This window comes from Acidovorax sp. PRC11 (assembly GCF_031844105.1).
Lineage (GTDB): Bacteria > Pseudomonadota > Gammaproteobacteria > Burkholderiales > Burkholderiaceae_C > Paracidovorax.
Genome location: NZ_JAUZUQ010000006.1, coordinates 45,688 through 65,343, shown reverse-complemented (window position 1 = coordinate 65,343; position 19,656 = coordinate 45,688). Strand labels below are relative to the sequence as shown.

At 70.3% G+C, this 19,656-nt stretch carries 16 protein-coding genes; 6 read left to right on the top strand and 10 right to left on the bottom strand.

Annotation, left to right across the window (positions count from 1 at the left end):
• Window positions 1-251: 251 nt before the first annotated feature.
• The 10 genes from Q9R47_RS08640 to Q9R47_RS08595 form a co-directional block, all read right to left on the bottom strand.
• Window positions 252-647: a response regulator gene (locus Q9R47_RS08640; protein ID WP_311232799.1), complete on the bottom strand. Its 396-nt coding sequence runs from the start codon at window positions 645-647 to the stop codon at window positions 252-254.
• A gap of 39 nt (window positions 648-686) precedes the next feature.
• Window positions 687-2,924, bottom strand: a complete 2,238-nt coding sequence (locus Q9R47_RS08635) for an ATP-binding protein (protein ID WP_311232798.1) — start codon at window positions 2,922-2,924, stop codon at window positions 687-689.
• Window positions 2,925-3,003: 79 nt separating this feature from the next.
• A complete protein-coding gene (locus Q9R47_RS08630) occupies window positions 3,004-3,666 on the bottom strand; it encodes a biliverdin-producing heme oxygenase (RefSeq protein WP_311232797.1) in 663 nt (220 codons plus the stop codon).
• A 90-nt stretch (window positions 3,667-3,756) separates the two neighbouring features.
• The gene (locus Q9R47_RS08625) at window positions 3,757-6,426 is read right to left on the bottom strand and encodes an ATP-binding protein (protein WP_311232796.1); all 2,670 of its coding nucleotides are present in this window, start codon (window positions 6,424-6,426) and stop codon (window positions 3,757-3,759) included.
• Between the two features lie 18 nt (window positions 6,427-6,444).
• Window positions 6,445-8,427, bottom strand: coding sequence for a response regulator (locus tag Q9R47_RS08620; RefSeq protein WP_311232795.1), 1,983 nt, complete (start codon window positions 8,425-8,427; stop codon window positions 6,445-6,447).
• Between the two features lie 5 nt (window positions 8,428-8,432).
• A complete protein-coding gene (locus Q9R47_RS08615) occupies window positions 8,433-9,350 on the bottom strand; it encodes an ATP-binding protein (protein ID WP_311232794.1) in 918 nt (305 codons plus the stop codon).
• Window positions 9,351-9,392: 42 nt separating this feature from the next.
• Window positions 9,393-10,463, bottom strand: a complete 1,071-nt coding sequence (locus Q9R47_RS08610; protein ID WP_311232793.1) for an ATP-binding protein — start codon at window positions 10,461-10,463, stop codon at window positions 9,393-9,395.
• Window positions 10,463-10,867 carry an anti-sigma regulatory factor gene (locus tag Q9R47_RS08605; RefSeq protein WP_160046473.1) on the bottom strand — a complete coding sequence of 135 codons (405 nt, stop codon included), beginning with the start codon at window positions 10,865-10,867 and terminating at the stop codon, window positions 10,463-10,465. Before Q9R47_RS08605 ends, Q9R47_RS08610 begins: the two co-directional genes overlap by 1 nt.
• A complete protein-coding gene (locus Q9R47_RS08600) occupies window positions 10,857-11,231 on the bottom strand; it encodes an STAS domain-containing protein (protein ID WP_172819446.1) in 375 nt (124 codons plus the stop codon). Before Q9R47_RS08600 ends, Q9R47_RS08605 begins: the two co-directional genes overlap by 11 nt.
• A 19-nt stretch (window positions 11,232-11,250) precedes the next feature.
• Window positions 11,251-12,099 carry an STAS domain-containing protein gene (locus Q9R47_RS08595; protein WP_311232792.1) on the bottom strand — a complete coding sequence of 283 codons (849 nt, stop codon included), beginning with the start codon at window positions 12,097-12,099 and terminating at the stop codon, window positions 11,251-11,253.
• A 512-nt stretch (window positions 12,100-12,611) separates the two neighbouring features.
• Here Q9R47_RS08595 and Q9R47_RS08590 point away from each other — a divergent pair.
• From Q9R47_RS08590 to hutU, 6 genes are all read left to right on the top strand, one after another.
• Window positions 12,612-13,577 carry an ABC transporter substrate-binding protein gene (locus Q9R47_RS08590; protein WP_311232791.1) on the top strand — a complete coding sequence of 322 codons (966 nt, stop codon included), beginning with the start codon at window positions 12,612-12,614 and terminating at the stop codon, window positions 13,575-13,577.
• A gap of 45 nt (window positions 13,578-13,622) precedes the next feature.
• Window positions 13,623-14,492, top strand: coding sequence for an ABC transporter permease (locus Q9R47_RS08585; RefSeq protein WP_311232790.1), 870 nt, complete (start codon window positions 13,623-13,625; stop codon window positions 14,490-14,492).
• Window positions 14,492-15,271 carry an ABC transporter ATP-binding protein gene (locus Q9R47_RS08580; RefSeq protein WP_311232789.1) on the top strand — a complete coding sequence of 260 codons (780 nt, stop codon included), beginning with the start codon at window positions 14,492-14,494 and terminating at the stop codon, window positions 15,269-15,271. The genes Q9R47_RS08585 and Q9R47_RS08580 overlap by 1 nt, the downstream gene beginning before the upstream one ends.
• Window positions 15,272-15,285: 14 nt before the next feature.
• Complete coding sequence (gene hutC, locus Q9R47_RS08575) at window positions 15,286-16,095, top strand: histidine utilization repressor (protein WP_311232788.1); 810 nt, start codon at window positions 15,286-15,288, stop codon at window positions 16,093-16,095.
• 119 nt (window positions 16,096-16,214) lie between these two features.
• Window positions 16,215-17,774, top strand: a complete 1,560-nt coding sequence (gene hutH, locus Q9R47_RS08570; protein WP_311232787.1) for a histidine ammonia-lyase — start codon at window positions 16,215-16,217, stop codon at window positions 17,772-17,774.
• A 54-nt stretch (window positions 17,775-17,828) separates the two neighbouring features.
• Window positions 17,829-19,562 carry a urocanate hydratase gene (gene hutU, locus Q9R47_RS08565; protein ID WP_311232786.1) on the top strand — a complete coding sequence of 578 codons (1,734 nt, stop codon included), beginning with the start codon at window positions 17,829-17,831 and terminating at the stop codon, window positions 19,560-19,562.
• The last annotated feature ends 94 nt before the right edge of the window (window positions 19,563-19,656 follow it).

The window sequence follows — 19,656 nt, the reverse complement described above, 5'->3', positions numbered from 1 at the left end:
TCGCCGTGGAAGGCGGGCCGGATGCGGGGCGGTGGAGGCGGGATGCGACATGGCAGGGAATACCCGTGCATGTTCTGTTGCGGCGCAACAAGGCGTTGCAGGAAGTTCCGACGACGCGATGTCAGTGGGCGCCTACGTGCGCGGCGGCAGCATCGGTTCCGGACGCCGTACCGTGCCGGACCGTGGTGTAACGGTCCCTCGGCAGGGTCTGCCGGAGTTCTCGAAAGGCGCCTGGCGGCGCCCGAGCAGGATCAGGCGCCCGTCGCGCCGGCGTCGCGCAGGGTGGCCAGTGAACTCTCGATGAGGGCGTCGAACGTGTCGAAATTCATCGGCTTGGGCAGGACGTGGTCGAAGCCCTCGAGCGACGCGCGTTCGGCCGCACCTACCCCCGTGATGCCGATCGCGATGCACGCGGACAGACCGCTGTCGCGGGCGATGCGCTTGAGCTGCGGCACGAGGTCGGCGCCCAGCATGTCCGGCAGATGCTGGTCCACGAGCAGCAGCGGCGCAGCCTGCGCCTGCATGGCGGCAAGCGCTTCTGCACCCGTGAATGCCATGCGAACGCCGTGCCCGTTGAGTTCCAGCAGATCCCGCAGCAGTTCCGCAGCCTCGTGGTTGTCGTCGACGATCAGTATCTCTGCGTGCATGAAGGGGCGCGGGGCCTCGGCCGCGGGGGCCGGCTGGATTCAGGAACGGGTGATTGTGCCCGACGCCGCGGGCGGCAGTCGTACCGAGAAAACCACATGGTCGTCTTCATGGGCATAGCGGATGTCGCCGCCGTGGCCCCGGACGATCTCGTGGGCGATGTACAGACCCAGGCCCATGCCGGACCGGTTGCGCGCGTTGCCGGACGACGATGCCTTGAACGGGCTGAACAGATTCTTCGCCACGGCGTCGGGAATCGGCGCGGCCACGTTGCGCACCACGATCGCCACGCCGCCGCCGTCCGGCAGCGCTGCGGCGGCAATGCGCACCGGATGGCCCGGCAGGCCGTGGTGGCGGGCGTTGCTGATGAGGTTCACCACCACCTGGGCGATCCGGTCGGCATCGACCTCGGCTTCCAGCGAAGGCGGCAGTTCGGTCTGCAGGTCGGTTTCCGGATGGGCCGTGCGGGCCTCGTCGATGAGGTCGGCCAGCAGTGCCGCGACGTCCGTGGCGGCGAGCTGCAGGTCGATGCCCAGGCCGCTCTGCAGCCGCGACATGTCCATCACCTGGCTCACCAGCCGCTGCATGCGGCTGCTGGAGGACTGGATGCGCTGGCCCAGGCGGCCGGTGCGGCCGTCGGCATCGCCGCCTTTCTCGAGCACGCGGGCCGCCATGCTGATCGAATGCAGCGGATCGCGCAGGTCGTGGCCGAGCACGGCCATCAGCTGGTTGCGCGTGCGGTTGAGCTCGGTGTGACGGGCATGCTGCGCGCGTTGCATCTCGTCGAGTACCTGGCCGGCAATGTCGAGTTCCACCGCGTCCCACGCCTCGGCGGTGGAGCGCACGGTTTCCTTCCAGAGGTCGAAAGAGCCGCGCGGCGTGAGCCGGGGGCCCAGCGGCCCGGGGCGCACTTCCTTCTCTGGGCGGCCACCCCAGTGGATGGTCTCGATCTGCTCCCGGCGCAGGAAGAGCACCCAGCCGCCGCGCTCGCGGTCGAACGGCAGCGCCAGCAGGCCGCACCAGGGCGCGGCATCGGTGGCCAGGGTGGGCTCCAGCAGCGGCATGGCATGGGTCTGGTAGAGCCGGTCGGCGGGAATATCGTCCCGCGCGGAGGCGAGCCAGTCTAGGATGGCCTTGGCCGCCCGCTCCGACACGTCGCCGAAGCGCTGCAGCTTGGCGCCCACCGCCACCACCGCGGCTTCGGCGTGGAGGTTGGCAGCGAGTTCCGGCGCGCAGCGGCAGAGCGCCGCGAACTCGTCGTCGGAGTGCACGATGTCCTGGATGAGCTGCGCGCGCAGGGTGGCGGCCGACTGGGTGCGGCCGTTGTTGGCGGCGAGCAGCGAGTTCTGGATGTTCGACGACAGCACCTGCGCGATCACGTCGCAGGTCATGCGCACGCTGTAGGGCACCTGCCGCGGCTGCATGTGGTGGCAGGCCAGCAGGCCCCACAGCCGGCCGTTGATGACGATGGAGACGCTCATCGAAGCCGCCACCCCCATGTTGGAGAGGTATTCGATGTGGATCGGCGACACGCTGCGCAGCACGCTCGCGCTCATGTCGAGCGGCTCCGCCGTCTGCTGCAGCAGCGCGACCGTGGCGGCGCCCACGTCGGCGATGAGCCGCAGCGTGTTGGCCACGTACAGCCGCCGCGCCTGCGCGGGAATGTCGCTGGCGGGATAGCGGCGCCCGCGGTACGGATCGAGTTCCGGCACGCAGGTCTCCGCCACCACGTCGCCGCTGCTGTCGTGCCGGAACCGGTAGGCCATGATCCGGTCGAAGCCGGTGAGCGCCTGCAGCTCCTGGGTGGCGAGCTGCAGCAGCTCGTCGATGGCGCGGGGGCGGCGCAACTTTTCCATCGCGCGGTGCGCCTGCACGGCGAACACCGCCAGCTCGGCCGGGCTGTGCCGGCGGGGCTCGAACTCGGCCACCAGCAGCTTGCCGCTGATGTGCAGCACCACGTCGAACACCCGGCCTTTCGCTTCCATCTCGGCAGGCATGGGCAGCTCGGCTTCGCCGCGCAGGGCCTGCAGCCCCTCGCGCACCTTGTCGGCGATGGCGGTGCAGGGAGGCTGGGGCAGTGTGGACAGATCGCTGCCCGGCCAGAGCGGACAGCCCAGCAGCTCTTCCACGTTCTCGCTGGCGTAGCGCACCTTCCCGTCCATGTCGAACGCGACCAGCGCGCCGTGGCTCTGGATGCGGCCCGGGATGTGGATCGGCTCGCGGTCGCAGTTGTCCAGCGTCGGGGCGGGGGATTCCTGGGTGTGGAGCGGCATGGTCATGGCTGGGGCTCCGTCAGGAGGGCGAGGGGTGCAGCGCGGTCTGCGGGCGAGGAGGTTGGGAGTGGGTTCCGCTCGGGGATCATGCAGGCGTTTCTTCCTGCACATCGTACTGCCGTCGCAGCGCGTCGAAGGCGGTCTGCGCACCTGCGCAGGCGGCTGCGATGTCCTCCGGCGCCTGCAAGGCATCGGCCAGCCGCGCGAGGAAATGCTTCCAGCGGGCGGCCGTCTCGCCGCCGCTGCCCTGCAGGTAGCGCAGCGGATGCGGCGCCAGCGTGGCGGAGAGGCGCCGGTGGAGCCACTGCCCGCCGAGCTGCGAGCCCTCCACCACGTAGGCCATGCCCCAGGCGACCGCCGCCGCGCGCGCGGGGAAACGCTCCAGCACGCGGGCCGCGGCTTCCTCCGTTTCCACCCCCGCCGCCGGCCAGGCCGCGGCCGCTGCGTCCTCGAGGTCGAGGCGCAGGGCCTGCAACCGGCCGGGATCGTCCAGGCGCCAGGGATGCGGGCCGGCATCGATCGGCGAGATCACCGGGCCGAGGGCCTGCAGCCATGCAGCCAGCGCGCGGGCATGCCGCACGTAGTCCTGCAGCGTTGCCCCTTCGCGCGCGAGCGGCAGGGCCGCGTCGAGCCGGGCATGCTGCTCCCGCGTCGCTTCCCGCAGCGCGGCCAGGCCGCCGGTGCGTGCGGCGGGAACGGCCGGCAATGCGCGGCCGGTGCCGGAGGGAATCGGGTGCGGGGTGCTCACTGGATGGCGGGAAGGGCGACGGTGAATCGCTGGCGTTCGTCTGGGTGGAAGCAAGGGAGGGGAGGAGGAAAGGCGCCCGCGGGAGCCGTGTCACGACCCCTGCTGGATGAGGTTGCGCACGCGGTGGGCGAGGGCGTCGAGTGTGAACGGTTTCGTCAGCACGTGCATGCCGCGCTCCAGATGACCGTTGCCCACGGCGGCATTTTCGGCATAGCCGGTGATGAAGAGGATCTTCAGGTCGGGCCGTGTGAGCCGGCCGCCGTCGGCGAGCTGCCGCCCGTTCATGCCGCCGGGCAGGCCCACGTCGGTGATGAGCAGGTCGAGGTGGGTGCGCGACTGCAGCACCTCCAGCGCGGCGGCGCCATCGCCGGCCTCCAGGGTTTGGTAGCCCATCTCGTGCAGCACTTCCACCACCAGGGAGCGCACGCTCGGCTCGTCGTCCACCACCAGCACCACGCCCGACCCTTCGCCGGGCTCCACGGGCGGAGTCGCGGGCAGGCCCGAATCCTCCGCCGGCGCTTCGTGGCGCGGCAGGTAGATGCACATCGTGGTGCCCATGCCGGGCTCGGAATAGGCACGCACCTGTCCGCCGGACTGCCGGGCGAAGCCGTACACCATCGACAGGCCCAGGCCGGTGCCCATGCCGATCGGCTTGGTGGTGAAGAACGGCTCGAAGATCCGTCCCATGATCTCGGGCGTCATGCCCGCGCCGGTGTCGGTCACGCAGAGCGACACGTATTGGCCCGGCGGCAGGTCGCGCTCCCGGCCGGCGCGCTCGTCCATCCAGGCATTGACGGTCTCGATGGTGAGCCGTCCGCCGCCGGGCATGGCGTCGCGCGAGTTGATGCACAGGTTGAGCAGGGTGCTTTCGAGCTGGTGCGGATCGACGTGGGTGGTCCACAGGCCGACGGCGTTGACGACTTCCAGCTCCGTCTCGGGACCGATGGTGCGGCGGATGAGTTCCTCCATCCCGCGCACCAGCCGGTTCACGTCGGTGGCCTTGGGGTCGAGCGTCTGGCGGCGCGAGAACGCCAGCATGCGGTGCGTGAGCGAGGCGGCGCGGCGGGCCGCGCCCTGGCCGACGGTCACGTAGCGCGCGAGGTCGTCGAAGCGGCCCTGGGCCACGCGCCGGTTGAGCAGTTCGAGGCTGCCGCTGATGGTGGCGAGCAGGTTGTTGAAGTCGTGCGCCAGGCCGCCCGTGAGCTGCCCCACGGCCTCCATCTTCTGGGACTGCCGCAGCGCTTCCTGCACGGCCTCGCGCTCGCGCGACTCGGCCGTGAGGCGGGCCAGCGCGTCCTCCAGGTCGCGGGTGCGCTCGGCCACGCGGCTTTCCAGCTCGCGGTTGAGCATGCGCAGTTCTTCCTCGGCGACACGCTGGTCGGTCACGTCGTGCCCCTCGGCGAAGATGCCGGTCACCGCGCCCTGTCCGTCCAGCGTCGGCTGGTAGACGAAGTTCAGATAGTGCTCGGTGAGCGGGCCGCCTGGGGTGCGCCGCAGCTGGACCTTGAGGTTCTTGCCGATGTAGGGCCGGCCGGTGCGGTACACCTCGTCGAGCAGTTCCCGGATGCCCTGGCCTTCCAGCTCGGGCATCGCCTCCAGCACGGTCTTGCCTTCCAGGTCCTGGCGGCCGATGAGCTGCTGGTAGGACTCGTTGACGAATTCGAAAACGTGCTCGGGCCCGTGCATGACGCACATGAAGCCGGGCGCCTTGCTGAACAGGTCGCGCAGCCGGTCGCGCTCCGCCGTGCGGGATTCGAGCGCCTCGGCCTGCGCGATGGCGGGCGCCACCTGGCCCGCGAGCAGTTGCAGGAACGCCTGGATTTCCGCATCGTCCCCGGGGCGGTGCGGATTGCAGCCGCACACGAAGAACCCTGCGGAACGGCTGTCGCCCTGGGGCGGCAGCGCCACCACGAAGGCGGTGTGCGGGGGCGCCTGCCATGCGCCCGTGGGCGTATCGGCCGCGGGCGCCAGCGGCACGGCGTAGGCGGGCTCGCCCCGGGCGAGCCGCTCGAGCTGCCAGGGCTGCGGCGTGCCCGGCAGCAGCACCCGCGGCGCCAGGCGGTGGCCCGAGGGAATGCCCGCGTTGCAGGCCAGCCGGGCCGTGCCGTGGGCATCGTAGAGGTAGATCAGCGAGAAGGGCAGGTCGTGCTGCGCGCGGGCGACGGTGGCGCAAGCGGCGTCCAGCACCTGCTGGCGCGTGCCGCCGAGCGACATGGCAGCGCCCAGTTCGTGCAGCAGGCCGAGCCGCCGCTCGCTGATGATGCGCCGGGTTTCCTCGGAGACCGCGCAGAAGAGCCCGTTGACGCTGCCGTCGTCGTCCAGCAGCGGGCTGTAGGAGAACGTGTGGTAGGTCTCCTCCAGCGTGCCCGTGCCCGCCCGGTCGATGAGCAGCATGAGCGAGGAGTCCCAGGTGGATTCGCCGCGCTCGTACACCGCGTGCATGCGGCCCTTCACGTCGTCCCAGATCTCCCGCCAGACCAGGGCCGTGGGGCGCCCCAGGGCCTCCGGGTGCTTGACGCCCAGCGTGGGCCGGTAGGCGTCGTTGTAGAAGAACGCGATGTCGGGTCCCCAGCCGACCCACATCTCGAAGCGGGAGGTCAGCAGGATGCGCAGCGCCGCCTTCAGGCCCTGGGGCCAGCGGTCGGGCGGGCCGAGCGGCGTGGCTTCCCAGTCATGCTGGCGCATGCGGCGGGCCATCTCGCTGTGGCCGATGAAGATGTCGGCATGGCGTTCGGGCTGCGGGGAAAGCGAGGGGGTCATGGGGCCTTCGTGCACGGTCTACCGGCCCGCCATCAGCCGGACGATGGTGGCCATGAGGGCGTGGGGTTGCAGCGGTTTGCCGAGGTGCGCGTCGAAACCGGCTTCCAGCGCCCTGTTCGCGTCCTGCGGGCGCGAGAAGGCCGTGAGCGCGATCGCGACGGGCGGCCGGCGTCCTGGCGGTACCGCCATGCCGCGCAGGGCGCGCACGAGTTCGTAGCCGTCGCGCCCCGGCAGCCCGATGTCGCTGACCACCACGTCGGGCCAGCGTTCGCCCAGTGCCCGGATGGCGGCATCGAAATCCGCGGCCTGCCGCGGCCGCGCGCCGCCGTCGGACAGCACCACGGCCAGCATCTCGCTGGCGTCCGGATGGTCTTCCACGGTGAGGATGTCGAGAGCGCGCAGCGGGCGCTCCTCCATGGGCGGCTCGGGCGGCGCTTCGTCCGCGCGCAGCGGCGCGGGCGCGCTCTCGCCTTCGCCCTCGTAGGCCGCGGTGAGCCGCACGGTGATGGTGGAGCCCTTCCCGGAGCCGGCGCTGTACGCCTCGACCCCGCCGCCGTGCAGCTCGGCGAGCTGCTTGACGATGGAGAGGCCCAGGCCCAGGCCGCCGTGGCGGCGGTTGTCGGGCGAGTCGCTCTGGGTGAAGCGGTCGAAGAGGTGTTCGATGAACTCCGCAGCGATGCCGCGGCCCCAGTCCTGCACGGACAGCGTGAGCGCATTGCCCTCGCGCGACAGCACCACCTCGATGCGCCCGTCGTTGTCGGAGAACTTGATGGCGTTCGTGAGCAGGTTCCAGAAGATCTGCTGGAAGCGCGTCGGGTCGAGCCAGGCGGGCCCGATGCCGGCGCCCGCCTGCACGTCCACCGTCAGGCGCTTCTCGGCGATGGAGGCCTGCAGCGCTTCGATCGCCGAGCGCACCGCCTCCTCGGGCTGCGTCCATTCGCGTTCGAGGTGCAGCTTGCCGCTGTTGATGCGCGATACGTCCAGGATGTCCGAGATGATGCGTGCCTGCGCCTTCACGTTGCGGTGGATCGAATCCAGCCCCTTGATCAGTTCGGGCGTGCCGCCGCGGCGCTTGAGGATGTGAACCCAGCCGGCGATCGCGTTCAGCGGCGTGCGCAGCTCGTGGGACAGCACGGCGATGAAATCGTCCTTGGTGCGGCCCAGGCGCTCGGCCGTGGCGCGCGCCACCTGTTCGCGCTCCAGGACTTCCTGGCGGCGGCTGTCGAGTTCCACGCGCTCGGAGATGTCGGCGGCGATCGCCATGCGCAGGCCCGGCTCCACATGGGCCGAGATGCTCCATTCCAGGTACACCCACTGCCCCGACGGCCGCAGCAGGGGGAATTCGCCCTGCCATGTCGTGGGCTGCCCGGTCTCCACCGTCTTGTCGCGCACGAAATCCGCCCAGTCGGGCGGCGCGAAATCGCTGACCGCACGCCCGAGCACTTCCTGCGGCGAACGGCCGAGCAGCCGCGCCATGGCCGGGTTGATGTCGGTGAACCGGCCGTCGCGCTCGAGCAGGCCGATGCCGCTCAGCGCCTGGCTGTAGATCGCGCGGAAGCGCCGGTCGCTGCGGCGCAGGCTGTCCTCGGCCGTGCGGGCGCGGATGAGCGCCTGCAGGGTGCCCACCAGCACCGCAGGCTCCACGGGGTGCGTGAGGTAGGCGTCCGCCCCGGCGTTGAGCCCGGTGACGCGGTCCTCGGCATGCACATGGGCCGCGGACAGGTGCATCACCGGCAGCTGCGCCGTGTCCTGCCGCACGCGCAGGGTGCGGCAGACCTCGAAACCGTCGATGTCCGGCAGGTGCACGTCCAGCACCACGGCCGAGATGTTGCCGCCGGCCATCTGCAGGGCCTGCGCGCCGCTGGCGGCTTCCAGCGTCTGGAAGCCGGCGGCACGCACGATGCGCGCGGTCGAGTAGCGGGTGACCGGGTTGTCGTCCACCACCAGCACGGTGTGGGTGCCGCGGTCGATGGTGGTGTGGATGGCTCCGACGTCCAGCATGCCGCTCACTCCGGGGTTCCCGCGCCGGCATTTGGCTGCGGCAGCCGTGCGGGCAGGGTCACGGAAAACACCGAGCCTTCGCCCAGCACGCTCTGCAGGTCCACCCGGCCGCCCAGCAGCTCGGCGAGCTGGCGGCTCAGCGCCAGGCCGAGGCCCGTGCCCCGCAGGCGGTTCTGCAGCGGAGAGCCGACCTGCGAAAAGTCCTCGAACACGCGGGTGTGGAATTCCGGCGCGATGCCGATGCCGGTATCCGCCACCGAGAACCGCACGCGGTCGCCCTCGCAGGGCTCGACGCTGATGCGCACCTCGCCGCGCGGCGTGAATTTGAGTGCGTTGGAGATGAAATTGCGCAGGATCTGCGACAGCTTGCGGTCGTCCGTGAAGAGCGGCGGCAGGCCGCGCGGCTCCTCGAACACCAGGTTCAGATCCGCGTTGGTGACCACGGGCTTGAACATGCCGCGCAGCGCCTGGAAGAGGTCCACCATGTCGAACCACGCCGGCGAGATGTCGACCCGGCCGGCTTCGATCTTCGCGAGATCGAGCAGGTCGTCCACCATCTCGGAGAACTCCACCGCCGTGGTCTGGATGAAGCCCACCTGGCGGGTCTGCTCGGCGTTCAGCGGGCCGTCCACGTGGTCGGCGAGCAGGCGCGCGATGCTGCGGATCGAGCTGATCGGCGTGCGGAACTCGTGGCTCATGTACGCCAGGAAACGGCTTTTCATCTCCGTGGCCTTGCGCAGCTGCTCGGCCTGTGCGTCCAGCTCCGAATAGAGCGCCACCACGCCGCGGTTGGTTTCCTCGAGCTCGGCGCGCAGCATCTCCACCTCCAGCTGGCTGGCGGCGAGTGCGGCCTGCAGTGCGGAGAGGGTGGGGGTTTCGGCGCCGGCCCCTGTGTCGGCCTGTGCGTCGGGCTGGGATGTCATCGTGCGGTTCCTCGGGATGTCGGCTTCAAGGGGGTGGATGGTTCAGCCGTTGCGCTGGACCACCACGATGGTGGCGTCGTCCCGGACGCGGTGGTGGTCGCGCAGCAGCACCGCGGCCACGAGGGTCGGGTCGCGGCCGAGCAGCGCATGGATCGAGCGGGCGTGCCAGCGCCCCTCGATGCCGTCGGTATGGACCACGGCGATCGCATGGTCCGGGGGCTGGATGGCGGCTTCCTGGGGCTTGCGGATCTGCAGGCCCACCGTGCCGTGCTGCGCCGGCACCGACCGGTCGGCCACGCCGGAGACCAGCCGCGCCGCCACGTTGCCGATGCTGGTGCTCTGAACCGTGGCGGCAGGCCCGTCCCAGCGCAGGGCGCAGACCGCCGCGCCGCGCAGCCCCAGCAGCGCGCGGTGGGCGCGTTCCGCCATGCCGACCAGATCGCCGAAGGGGGCCTGGGCGAAGACTTCCAGCGCCGCCTCCGAAGCCCGCGCCGCTTCCGGCCCGTGCCCCAGGCCGTCGGCCACGCACAGGGCCACGCGCTCGCCGTCGATGGCGGCCGCCCAGGCGTCCCCGCAGGCCGTCTCGCCGCGCAGGGGCAGGCGGATGGCGCCCACGCGCACGCAGGGCCGGGCCGCGTCGCCACGCGGGGTGCATGTCTCTGCCGAGGCGTAGCCGTCGTCTTTCTCGTGGGGGCGCTCCGAGACCCGGGCCACGCAGACCGTGCCCTCGGGCGTGGAGTGGAGGTCGAATTCGTCGGACAGGCGCCGGACGGCTCCCAGGCCGGTTCCGGGGGTGCCGCCGGTCGAGTAGCCGTCCTGCATCACCATCCGCAGGTCCGCGATGCCCGGGCCGTTGTCGATCGCGATCACCTCCACCGCGTGCCGCGCGGGAATGGCTGCGATCAGCAGGCGCCCGCCGCGCGCATGGCGGTGCAGGTTGGCGGCGAGTTCGGTCACCACCAGCGACAGCCGCCCGGCGTCGGTCGGGTTCCAGCCGAGCCGTGCGCTTTCGTGCGCAGCGAAGCGCCGCGCCTCGCCGACGCGGCTCGCGTCGTCGATCGGGAAGGCCGTGTGCGTCCAGCCGTGCAGCACTTCGGCGCGGGCGGGGTCCATCACTTCCATTTCGTGATGGTGACGCAGGTGCCCTGGCCGGGCGCCGAGCGGATGTCGAATTCGTTGACGAGGCGCCGGCTGCCCGGCAGGCCCAGGCCCATGCCGCCGCCGGAGGTCCAGCCGTCCGTCAGGGCCAGCTGCATGTCGGCGATGCCGGGGCCCTCGTCCTCGAAGGCCATCCGCAGACCGGAGCGGCCGTGCTGGTCGAGCACCTCCCAGCGCATGCGGCCGCCGCCACCATGCACCAGGGTGTTGCGCGACAGCTCGCTGGCGGCCGTGATGACCTTGGTCTGGTCCACCAGCGAGAAGCGCAGGCCCGCGCAGAGCGCCCGCACGGTCTGGCGGCAGGCGACGATGTGCTGCTCGGATTCGATGGGCAGCGTGCCCGTGGGTTCAAAGGCCAAGAGGGGCCTCCTCGCGGATGCGGCGCAGCAGGTCCATGCCGCGCTCCACGTTGAGTGCGGTGCGCACGCCATCCAGCGAGAGGCCGAGTTCCACCAGGGTGATGGCCACCGCCGGCTGCATGCCGACTACCACCGTGTGGGCCGAGAGGATGCGTGCGATGCCCGAGATGCTGCTGAGCATCCGGCCGACGAACGAGTCCACGATCTCCAGCCCGGAGATGTCGATCATCACACCCGTGGCGCCGGTGTCGGCGATGCGCGCCGCGAGGTCTTCCTGCAGGGCGAGGGCCGTGCGGTCCTGCATGTCCAGCTGGATGGTGACCAGCAGCGTATCGCCCATGCGCAGGATCGGTATGCGTTCCATGGAATGCGTCCTTTCCGCTTCAGGCCGGCACGCGGCCGATGCGCCAGCCGGTCTTCTGCAGCGCGAGCGCGAGGGCGTCGGCCAGCGTGGCGCGGGTGTGGATGCCCTGCAGGTCGATGCCCAGGTGCACGATGGTCTGCGCGATCTGCGGGCGGATGCCGCTCACGATGCAGTCCGCGCCCATGAGCCGGATGGCCGCGACGGTCTTGAGCAGGTGCTGCGCGACCAGCGTGTCCACCGTGGGTACGCCGGTGATGTCGATGATGGCGATCTCGGATTCGGTGTCGACGATGCGCTGCAGCAGCGTCTCCATCACCACCTGGGTGCGGTTGCTGTCGAGCGTGCCGATCATGGGCACCGCCAGTACGCCGTCCCAGAGCTTGACGACCGGGGTGGAGAGCTCCAGCAGTTCTTCCTGCTGGCGGCGGATGATGTCCTCGCGTGCCAGCTGGAAGGTGGTCACGGTGTGCTGGGCCAGGCGATCCACCAGTTCGGTCGCGCTCCAGAGCGCGGGCGCCAGCGCGGCGGCGTCGCTGGTGGCCTGCAGCTGCGTGAACAGCGCCTTTTTCAGCGCCAGCACGAACACGCTCGTGTCGCCGGCGGTTTCGCCGCGCGCGGCACGGGAGCGGGACAGCGATTCCAGCACGCCGTTCAGCGTGTGCCATGCATTGCCCGGATGGGGCGTGCCGCGCGGAGGCGGGCCGCTGTGCAGCGCGGTACGCAGCGCCTGCAGCAGCTCGCGCGCGTCGGACGAGAAACTGGCCGCGGGAGCCGTGCCGCCCTGGGCCGCTTCGGCCAGCCATTCCTGGATGAGGGGGTCTTCCTTGGAGTCCAGGATGGCAAGGAGGGCCTCGTACTGCTGAGTCATGGCCAGGGGCGCTTTCGTTGTGGTTCGGATACTGCAAATTCTACGGCGCGGCCCCTGCCCGGCGGTGGTGCACGAAGCCCTTTCGCGGTGCATTCCGACGTGCGATCGTGCCGCGTACGACGCGGCGGCAGGGTCGGCTCCGACACGGCCGCGGCGCGGGTGAGCCGGCAAATCCGATGGTTATGCAGCCATTGTGGGGCACCCCGCGACACCAGGGGACGCCGCGGGGTATTCGCAAGGCCGGCGGGTGCGCCGGGAACGGCGTCGGCGCCGGGGCGACACCTGCCTTTATCCCGTGGGAAGGAAGCCTGGTCCCCTTCTTGCATGCGGACCCGTTGCGTGCCTGCGCCGCCGGTTTCCTGCCGGCCGCACTCTGGGTGTTTACCCTGTATAGACAGCCTGGCCGCGGGACAAGAATGGGCGGGCCCGCTGCGGCGGCCGGCCAGGTGTCCCGGCGGTGGAGCGGCGCGCACCGGGTTGGACGAACGCATTCATTTTCGAGGAGCTGGACGATGGCTGGAACGATGGCGGGCAAGGTGTCGCGGATCGCGGCGGTGGTGGGGTTTGCGGGCCTGGCGCTCGGCGCGCAGGCGCAGGAGACGAAACTCGCGCTCGGCATGTCGGGCTGGACGGGCTTCGCGCCGCTCACCCTGGCGGACAAGGCCGGTATCTTCAAGAAGAACGGCCTGGACGTGGAACTCAAGATGATTCCGCAGAAGGACCGCCACCTGGCCCTGGCTTCCAAGGCCATCCAGTGCGCGGCGACCACGGTCGAGACGCACGTGGCCTGGAATACGAACGGTGTGCCGATCGTGCAGATCTTCCAGATGGACAAATCCTACGGCGCCGACGGCATCGCGGTGCGCAACGACGTGAAGGGCTTCGCCGACCTCAAGGGCAAGACCGTCGCCGTGAGCGCACCCGGCACCGCGCCGTATTTCGGCCTGGCCTGGATGCTGTCGAAGAACGGCATGACGCTCAAGGACGTGAAGACCGTGTCGCTCGAGCCGCAGCCGGCCGCGCAGGCCTTCGTGTCGGGCCAGAACGATGCCGCGATGACGTACGAGCCGTACCTCTCGACGATCCGCGCCAATCCGCAGGCTGGCAAGATCCTCGCCACTACCATCGACTATCCGATGGTGATGGACACCGTGGGCTGCGCGCCCGAGTGGCTCAAGGCGAACCCGAAGGCCGCGCAGGCGCTCACGCAGTCGTATTTCGATGCGCTGGAGATGATCAAGGCCGACCCGGCCAAGGCCAACGAGATCATGGGCGCCGCCGTCAAGCAGACCGGCGAGGCCTTCGCCAAGTCGTCGGCCTACCTGCGCTGGCAGGACAAGGCCGCCAACCAGAAGTTCTTCGCGGGCGAGCTGCAGCAGTTCATGAAGGATGCGGGCGCGATCCTGCTGGAGGCGGGCGTGGTGCGCAAGCAGCCGGACAACTTCGCCGCCATGTTCGACGACAGCTTCATCAAGTGATGCCGGCATCGCCGCTGCCACCGAACCTGCCAGGAGAGTCCCGCGATGAGCCGAGTGATGGGCGCCATGCCCGCTGACCCCCAACCCGGCGCGGCGACCGCGCCAGCGGCCGCGCCCGCGCATGCCGCGCCGCGCCGCCGCCTGCGGCCGCTGGAGCCGGTGGCCTCGCGCACGCGCTGGCTGCTGGGCGCGGCCTTCTTCGTGCTCTTCGTGGCCGTGTGGTCGGTGGCCACGCTCGGCGGCTACGTCTCGCCCACCTTCCTGGCCAGCCCGATCACCATGGTGCAGGAAGGCTGGCTGCTGTTCACGCAGTTCGGGTTCCTGCACGACATCGGCATGACGGTCTGGCGCGTGCTGGGCGGCTTCTTCCTGGCGGCGCTGGTGGCCGTGCCCCTGGGCATCTGCATGGGCGCGCACAAGGGGGTCGAGGCATTCCTGGAGCCCTTCGTGTCCTTCTGCCGCTACCTGCCCGCATCGGCCTTCATCCCGCTGCTCATCCTCTGGGCGGGCCTGGGGGAGCTGCAGAAGCTGCTGGTGATCTTCATCGGCTCGGTGTTCCAGATCATCCTGATGGTCGCCGTCACCGTGGGCAGCGCACGCAAGGACCTGGTCGAGGCCGCCTACACGCTGGGCGCCACGCCCACGGGCATCGTGCGCCGCGTGCTGATTCCCGGCGCCGCGCCCCACATCGCCGAGACGCTGCGGCTGGTGCTGGGCTGGGCCTGGACCTACGTGATCGTCGCCGAGCTGATCGGCTCGTCCTCGGGCATCGGCCACATGATCACCGACAGCCAGGCGCTGCTCAACACCGGGCAGATCATCTTCGGCATCATCGTGATCGGGATCATCGGCCTGGTGTCGGACTTCCTCTTCAAGGCGGTCAACCGCCGCCTCTTCGCCTGGAGCGTGATCTGATGAGTGAGTTGCATATCCAGGGCGTCTCGCGCACCTTCACCTCGGCCAAGGGGCCCGCCACGCAGGCGCTGCTGCCGGTGGACTTCCACGTGGCCGACAACGACTTCGTCACCATCCTGGGTCCCTCGGGCTGCGGCAAGTCGACCATGCTGCGCATCGTGGCGGGGCTGGACCAGCCCACCGCCGGCCGCGTGCTGCTGGACGGCCAGCCGGTGACGGGCCCGGGCGCCGACCGCGGCATGGTGTTCCAGAGCTACACGCTGTTCCCGTGGCTCACCATCGAGCAGAACATCCGCTTCGGCCTGCGCGAGCGCGGCGTCGCCGAGAGCGTGCAGAAGGAGCGGGCGGCGTATTTCATCGCCAAGGTGGGGCTGCGCGGCTTCGAGCAGCACTATCCCAAGCAGCTCTCGGGCGGCATGCAGCAGCGCACGGCCATCGCCCGCGCGCTCGCCAACGACCCGAAGATCCTGCTGATGGACGAGCCCTTCGGCGCGCTCGACAACCAGACCCGCGTGCTCATGCAGGAGCTGCTGCTGGGCATCTGGGAGGCCGAGCGCAAGACGGTGATGTTCGTGACCCACGACATCGACGAGGCGATCTTCATGGCCAGCCGCGTGGCCGTGTTCAGCGCCCGGCCCGGGCGCATCAAGAGCGAGATCGCGGTGGACCTGCCGCACCCGCGGCACTATCGCGTGAAGACCTCGCCGGAATTCATGGAACTCAAGGCGCGACTGACCGAAGAGATCCGCGCCGAGTCGATGGCCGCCGACGCGCACTGATAGAGTGCCGCGCCATGAAAGCGACGACCGCCCGCGCGCGCACCTCCCGGCCCGCCACTCCCTCCCGCAGTACCCCGGCGCCGGCATCCGCCGCGCCCGCGCCGGCGCTCGCGCTCTACCAGCAGATCAAGGACCACATCGTGCGCCGCATCCAGGACGGCTCCTGGCGCGCGGGCGACCGGCTGCCGTCCGAGAGCGAGCTGGTGCAGCAGTTCGGGATGTCGCGCATGACGGTGAACCGCGCGCTGCGCGAGCTGTCCGAGCAGGGCCGCATCGTGCGCGTGGCCGGCGTGGGCAGCTTCGTGGCCGAGGACAAGCCGCAATCCACGCTGCTGCAGATCGCCAACCTGGCCAGCGAGATCCGCCAGCGCGGCCACGACTACCGCTGCGACGTGCTCACGGTGGAGCGCATCTCCGCGCCGCTGGACGTGGCCGCGGCGCTGGACCTGCGCACCGGCGAATCGGTGTTCCATGCGGTCTGCGTGCACCGCGAGGACGGCATGCCCGTGCAGCTGGAAGACCGCTACGTGAACCCGCGCGCGGTGCCGCAGTTCGGCGCGCAGGACTTCACGCGCATGCAGCCCTCCGAATACCTGGTGCGCAACGTACCGTTCGACCAGCTGGAGCACGTCGTCGATGCCGTGCTGCCCACGGCCGAGCAGGCGCGCCTGCTGGACATGGCGGGCGGCGATCCGTGCCTGCTGCTCACCCGCCGCACCTGGTCGCGCGGTATGCCGGTCACCCTGGTGCGCTGCCTGCACCCGGGCTCGCGCTACCGGCTGGGCAGCCGCATCCGGGCCGACGGCCATCCGCTGGTCGGCTGATTCGCCATGTTCTTCCTGTATATACAAGCTGGGCGTTTCATGGTCCAATCCGCGCCGAAAGCTGTTCGTACCAGCCGCTGAATTTTTCGAAGATCAACTTGTATATACAGGAGTAGTCCATGAGCGCCATTCCCACCCTCGCGCTGCTTCCGGGCCAGGTCACGCTGGCCGAACTGCGCTCCATCGCCGGCGGGGGCGTGCGGCTGTCGCTGGATGCGGCCGCGCTGCCCGCCATGCAGGCGGCCCAGGCCACGGTGGACCGCATCGTCGAAGAAGACCAGGTGGTCTACGGCATCAACACCGGCTTCGGCAAGCTGGCCAGCACGAAGATCGCGCACGAGCGGCTGGCCGAACTGCAGCGCAACCTCGTGCTCTCGCACAGCGTGGGCACGGGCGATCCGTTGCCGGACGACGTGGTGCGCATGGTGCTGGCCACCAAGGCCGTGAGCCTGGCGCGCGGCCATTCGGGCGTGCGCCCGGCACTGGCCGACGCGCTGCTGGCGCTGGCCAATGCCGACGTGCTGCCCGTGATTCCCGCCAAGGGCTCGGTGGGTGCCTCGGGCGATCTCGCACCGCTCGCGCACCTGGCCTGCGTGCTGATCGGGGAGGGCGCCGCCAGGGTGGACGGCAAGATCGTGTCCGGCCGCGAGGCCTTGGCCGCGATCGGGCTCGAGCCTTTCGTTCTCGGCCCGAAAGAGGGGCTGGCGCTGCTCAACGGCACGCAGGTGTCCACCGCGCTCGCGTTGGCGGGCCTGTTCGCGGCCGAGAGCGTGTTCGCCGCCGGCCTGGTCGCGGGCTGCCTGACGCTCGAAGCCATCAAGGGCTCGGTCAAGCCGTTCGACGCGCGCATCCACGAAGCGCGTGGTCAGGCCGGGCAGATCGCCGTGGCCGCCGCCGTGCGCGCGCTGCTGGAAGGCAGCGCCATCGACACCTCCCACCCGAACTGCGGCCGCGTGCAGGACCCGTATTCGATCCGCTGCGTGCCCCAGGTGATGGGGGCCTGCCTGGACAACCTGGCGCATGCCGCCCGCGTGCTGCGCATCGAGGCCAATGCCGCATCGGACAACCCGCTGGTCTTCACCGCGTTGACCGAAGGGACCTCCGGGCAGGGCGAGGTGATCTCCGGCGGCAACTTCCACGCCGAGCCGGTCGCCTTCGCGGCGGACATCATCGCGCTCGCGCTCGCCGAGATCGGCGCCATCTCCGAGCGCCGCCTCGCGCTGCTGCTCGACACCGGCCTCTCGGGCCTGCCGGCCTTCCTGATCCGTGAGAGCGGCGTCAACTCCGGCTTCATGATCGCGCAGGTGACCGCCGCCGCGCTCGCCGCCGAGAACCAGTGCCTGGCGCACCCGAGCAGCGTGACCAGCCTGCCCACCTCGGCCAACCAGGAAGACCATGTCTCCATGGCCACCTACGCCGCGCGGCGCCTGCTGGACATGGCGCGCAACACCGGCGTGATCGTCGGCATCGAGGCCATGGCCGCGGCGCAGGGCATGGAGTTCGACCGCAGCCTGAGCAGCTCGCCGCTGGTCGAGGCGCAGTTCGCCGCCGTGCGCACGCGCGTGGCCTTCCTCGAGCAGGATCGCTACCTCGCGCCCGACATCGAAGCCATGCGCCAGTGGGCGCAGCACGGCACCTGGCCGGAGGCGCTGTCCGCCATCCTGCCCAGCTTCCAGTGATTCTTCTTTCCCCATTCATCCATCCATAGCCCGAACGCCCCGAGGAGCGATGCCATGAACGCCAACGACGCCATCCTGTCGGCCGCCGCCGCCCAACCCCTGGCCGATCCCCGCCACGATCCGTCGCGCACCATCCGCGCGCCGCGCGGCAGCCAGCTGCACTGCAAGAACTGGCTGGCCGAGGCCGCCTGGCGCATGCTCCAGAACAACCTGGATCCGGACGTGGCCGAGAACCCGCAGTCGCTGGTGGTGTACGGCGGCATCGGCCGCGCGGCGCGCAACTGGGAGTGCTTCGACCAGATCCTGGCATCGCTCCAGACCCTGGAGGCCGACGAATCCCTGCTGATCCAGTCCGGCAAGCCCGTGGGCGTGTTCAAGACGCACGAGAACGCGCCGCGCGTGCTGCTCGCCAACTCCAACCTGGTGCCGAAGTGGGGCACCTGGGAGCACTTCAACGAGCTGGACCGCAAGGGCCTCTTCATGTATGGCCAGATGACCGCCGGCAGCTGGATCTACATCGGCGCGCAGGGCATCGTGCAGGGCACGTTCGAGACCTTCGTCGAGGCCGGCCGCCAGCACTACGGCAACGACCTGTCGGGCCGCTGGATCCTCACCGCCGGCCTGGGCGGCATGGGCGGTGCCCAGCCGCTGGCCGGCGTGCTGGCCGGGGCCTGCGTGCTGGCCGTCGAATGCCAGCAGAGCAGCATCGACTTCCGCCTGCGCACCCGCTACGTGGACAAGCAGGCGAATGACATCGACGATGCGCTCGCACTGATCGCCCACCACACGGCGCGCAAGGAGGCGGTCTCCATCGCCCTGCTGGGCAATGCCGCCGAGGTGCTGCCGGAGCTGGTCCGGCGCGCGCAGGCCGGCGGCCCGAAGCCCGACATCGTGACCGACCAGACCTCCGCGCACGACCTCGTCAACGGCTACCTGCCCGTGGGCTGGACGGTCGCCGAGTGGCGTGCCGCCGCGGCCGACCCGGCCCGGCACGCCCGCCTGAAGAAGGCCGCGGCCCAGGGCTGCGCCGCGCACGTGCAGGCCATGCTCGACTTCCAGGCCATGGGCATTCCCACGGTGGACTACGGCAACAACATCCGCCAGGTGGCCCTCGACGAGGGCGTCAAGAATGCCTTCGACTTCCCCGGCTTCGTGCCGGCCTACATCCGCCCGCTGTTCTGCGAGGGCAAGGGCCCGTTCCGCTGGGTGGCGCTCTCGGGCGACCCGGAAGACATCTACAAGACCGACGCCAAGATCAAGGAGCTGTTCCCCGAGAACAGGCACACCCACCGCTGGCTGGACATGGCCCGCGAGCGCATCGCCTTCCAGGGCCTGCCCGCGCGCATCTGCTGGCTGGGCCTGGGCGAGCGCCACAGGGCGGCGCTGGCCTTCAACGAGATGGTGAAGAACGGCGAGCTGAAGGCACCCATCGTGATCGGCCGCGACCACCTGGACACCGGCTCCGTCGCCAGCCCGAACCGCGAGACCGAGGCCATGAAGGACGGCACCGACGCGGTGAGCGACTGGCCGCTGCTCAACGCGCTGCTCAACACCGCGGGCGGCGCCACCTGGGTGAGCCTGCACCACGGCGGCGGCGTGGGCATGGGCTATTCGCAGCATGCCGGCGTGGTGATCGTGGCGGACGGCACCGACGAGGCCGCCGCGCGCCTGGGCCGCGTGCTGTGGAACGACCCGGCCAGCGGCGTGATGCGCCATGCCGATGCGGGGTACGACATCGCCATCGCCACGGCGAAGAAGCACCAGTTGCACCTGCCGATGGTGCGCTGAGAGAGCGCTGCCGAAAAAACGGAATACGGTCGCAAACCCCGCGAATGCGCAAAAAAGGGACGTCCATTCCCAATTTTTGGGAATGCGGGGGTGT

Bases quoted from the DNA above. Each gene is read 5' to 3' on its own strand.
- Q9R47_RS08640 (WP_311232799.1), bottom strand. From the start codon at position 647: ATGCACGCAGAGATACTGATCGTCGACGACAACCACGAGGCTGCGGAA.
- Q9R47_RS08635 (WP_311232798.1), bottom strand. From the start codon at position 2,924: ATGACCATGCCGCTCCACACCCAGGAATCCCCCGCCCCGACGCTGGAC.
- Q9R47_RS08625 (WP_311232796.1), bottom strand. From the start codon at position 6,426: ATGACCCCCTCGCTTTCCCCGCAGCCCGAACGCCATGCCGACATCTTC.
- Q9R47_RS08620 (WP_311232795.1), bottom strand. From the start codon at position 8,427: ATGCTGGACGTCGGAGCCATCCACACCACCATCGACCGCGGCACCCAC.
- Q9R47_RS08615 (WP_311232794.1), bottom strand. From the start codon at position 9,350: ATGACATCCCAGCCCGACGCACAGGCCGACACAGGGGCCGGCGCCGAA.
- Q9R47_RS08610 (WP_311232793.1), bottom strand. From the start codon at position 10,463: ATGGACCCCGCCCGCGCCGAAGTGCTGCACGGCTGGACGCACACGGCC.
- Q9R47_RS08600 (WP_172819446.1), bottom strand. From the start codon at position 11,231: ATGGAACGCATACCGATCCTGCGCATGGGCGATACGCTGCTGGTCACC.
- Q9R47_RS08595 (WP_311232792.1), bottom strand. From the start codon at position 12,099: ATGACTCAGCAGTACGAGGCCCTCCTTGCCATCCTGGACTCCAAGGAA.
- Q9R47_RS08590 (WP_311232791.1), top strand. From the start codon at position 12,612: ATGGCTGGAACGATGGCGGGCAAGGTGTCGCGGATCGCGGCGGTGGTG.
- Q9R47_RS08585 (WP_311232790.1), top strand. From the start codon at position 13,623: ATGAGCCGAGTGATGGGCGCCATGCCCGCTGACCCCCAACCCGGCGCG.
- Q9R47_RS08580 (WP_311232789.1), top strand. From the start codon at position 14,492: ATGAGTGAGTTGCATATCCAGGGCGTCTCGCGCACCTTCACCTCGGCC.
- hutC (WP_311232788.1), top strand. From the start codon at position 15,286: ATGAAAGCGACGACCGCCCGCGCGCGCACCTCCCGGCCCGCCACTCCC.
- hutH (WP_311232787.1), top strand. From the start codon at position 16,215: ATGAGCGCCATTCCCACCCTCGCGCTGCTTCCGGGCCAGGTCACGCTG.
- hutU (WP_311232786.1), top strand. From the start codon at position 17,829: ATGAACGCCAACGACGCCATCCTGTCGGCCGCCGCCGCCCAACCCCTG.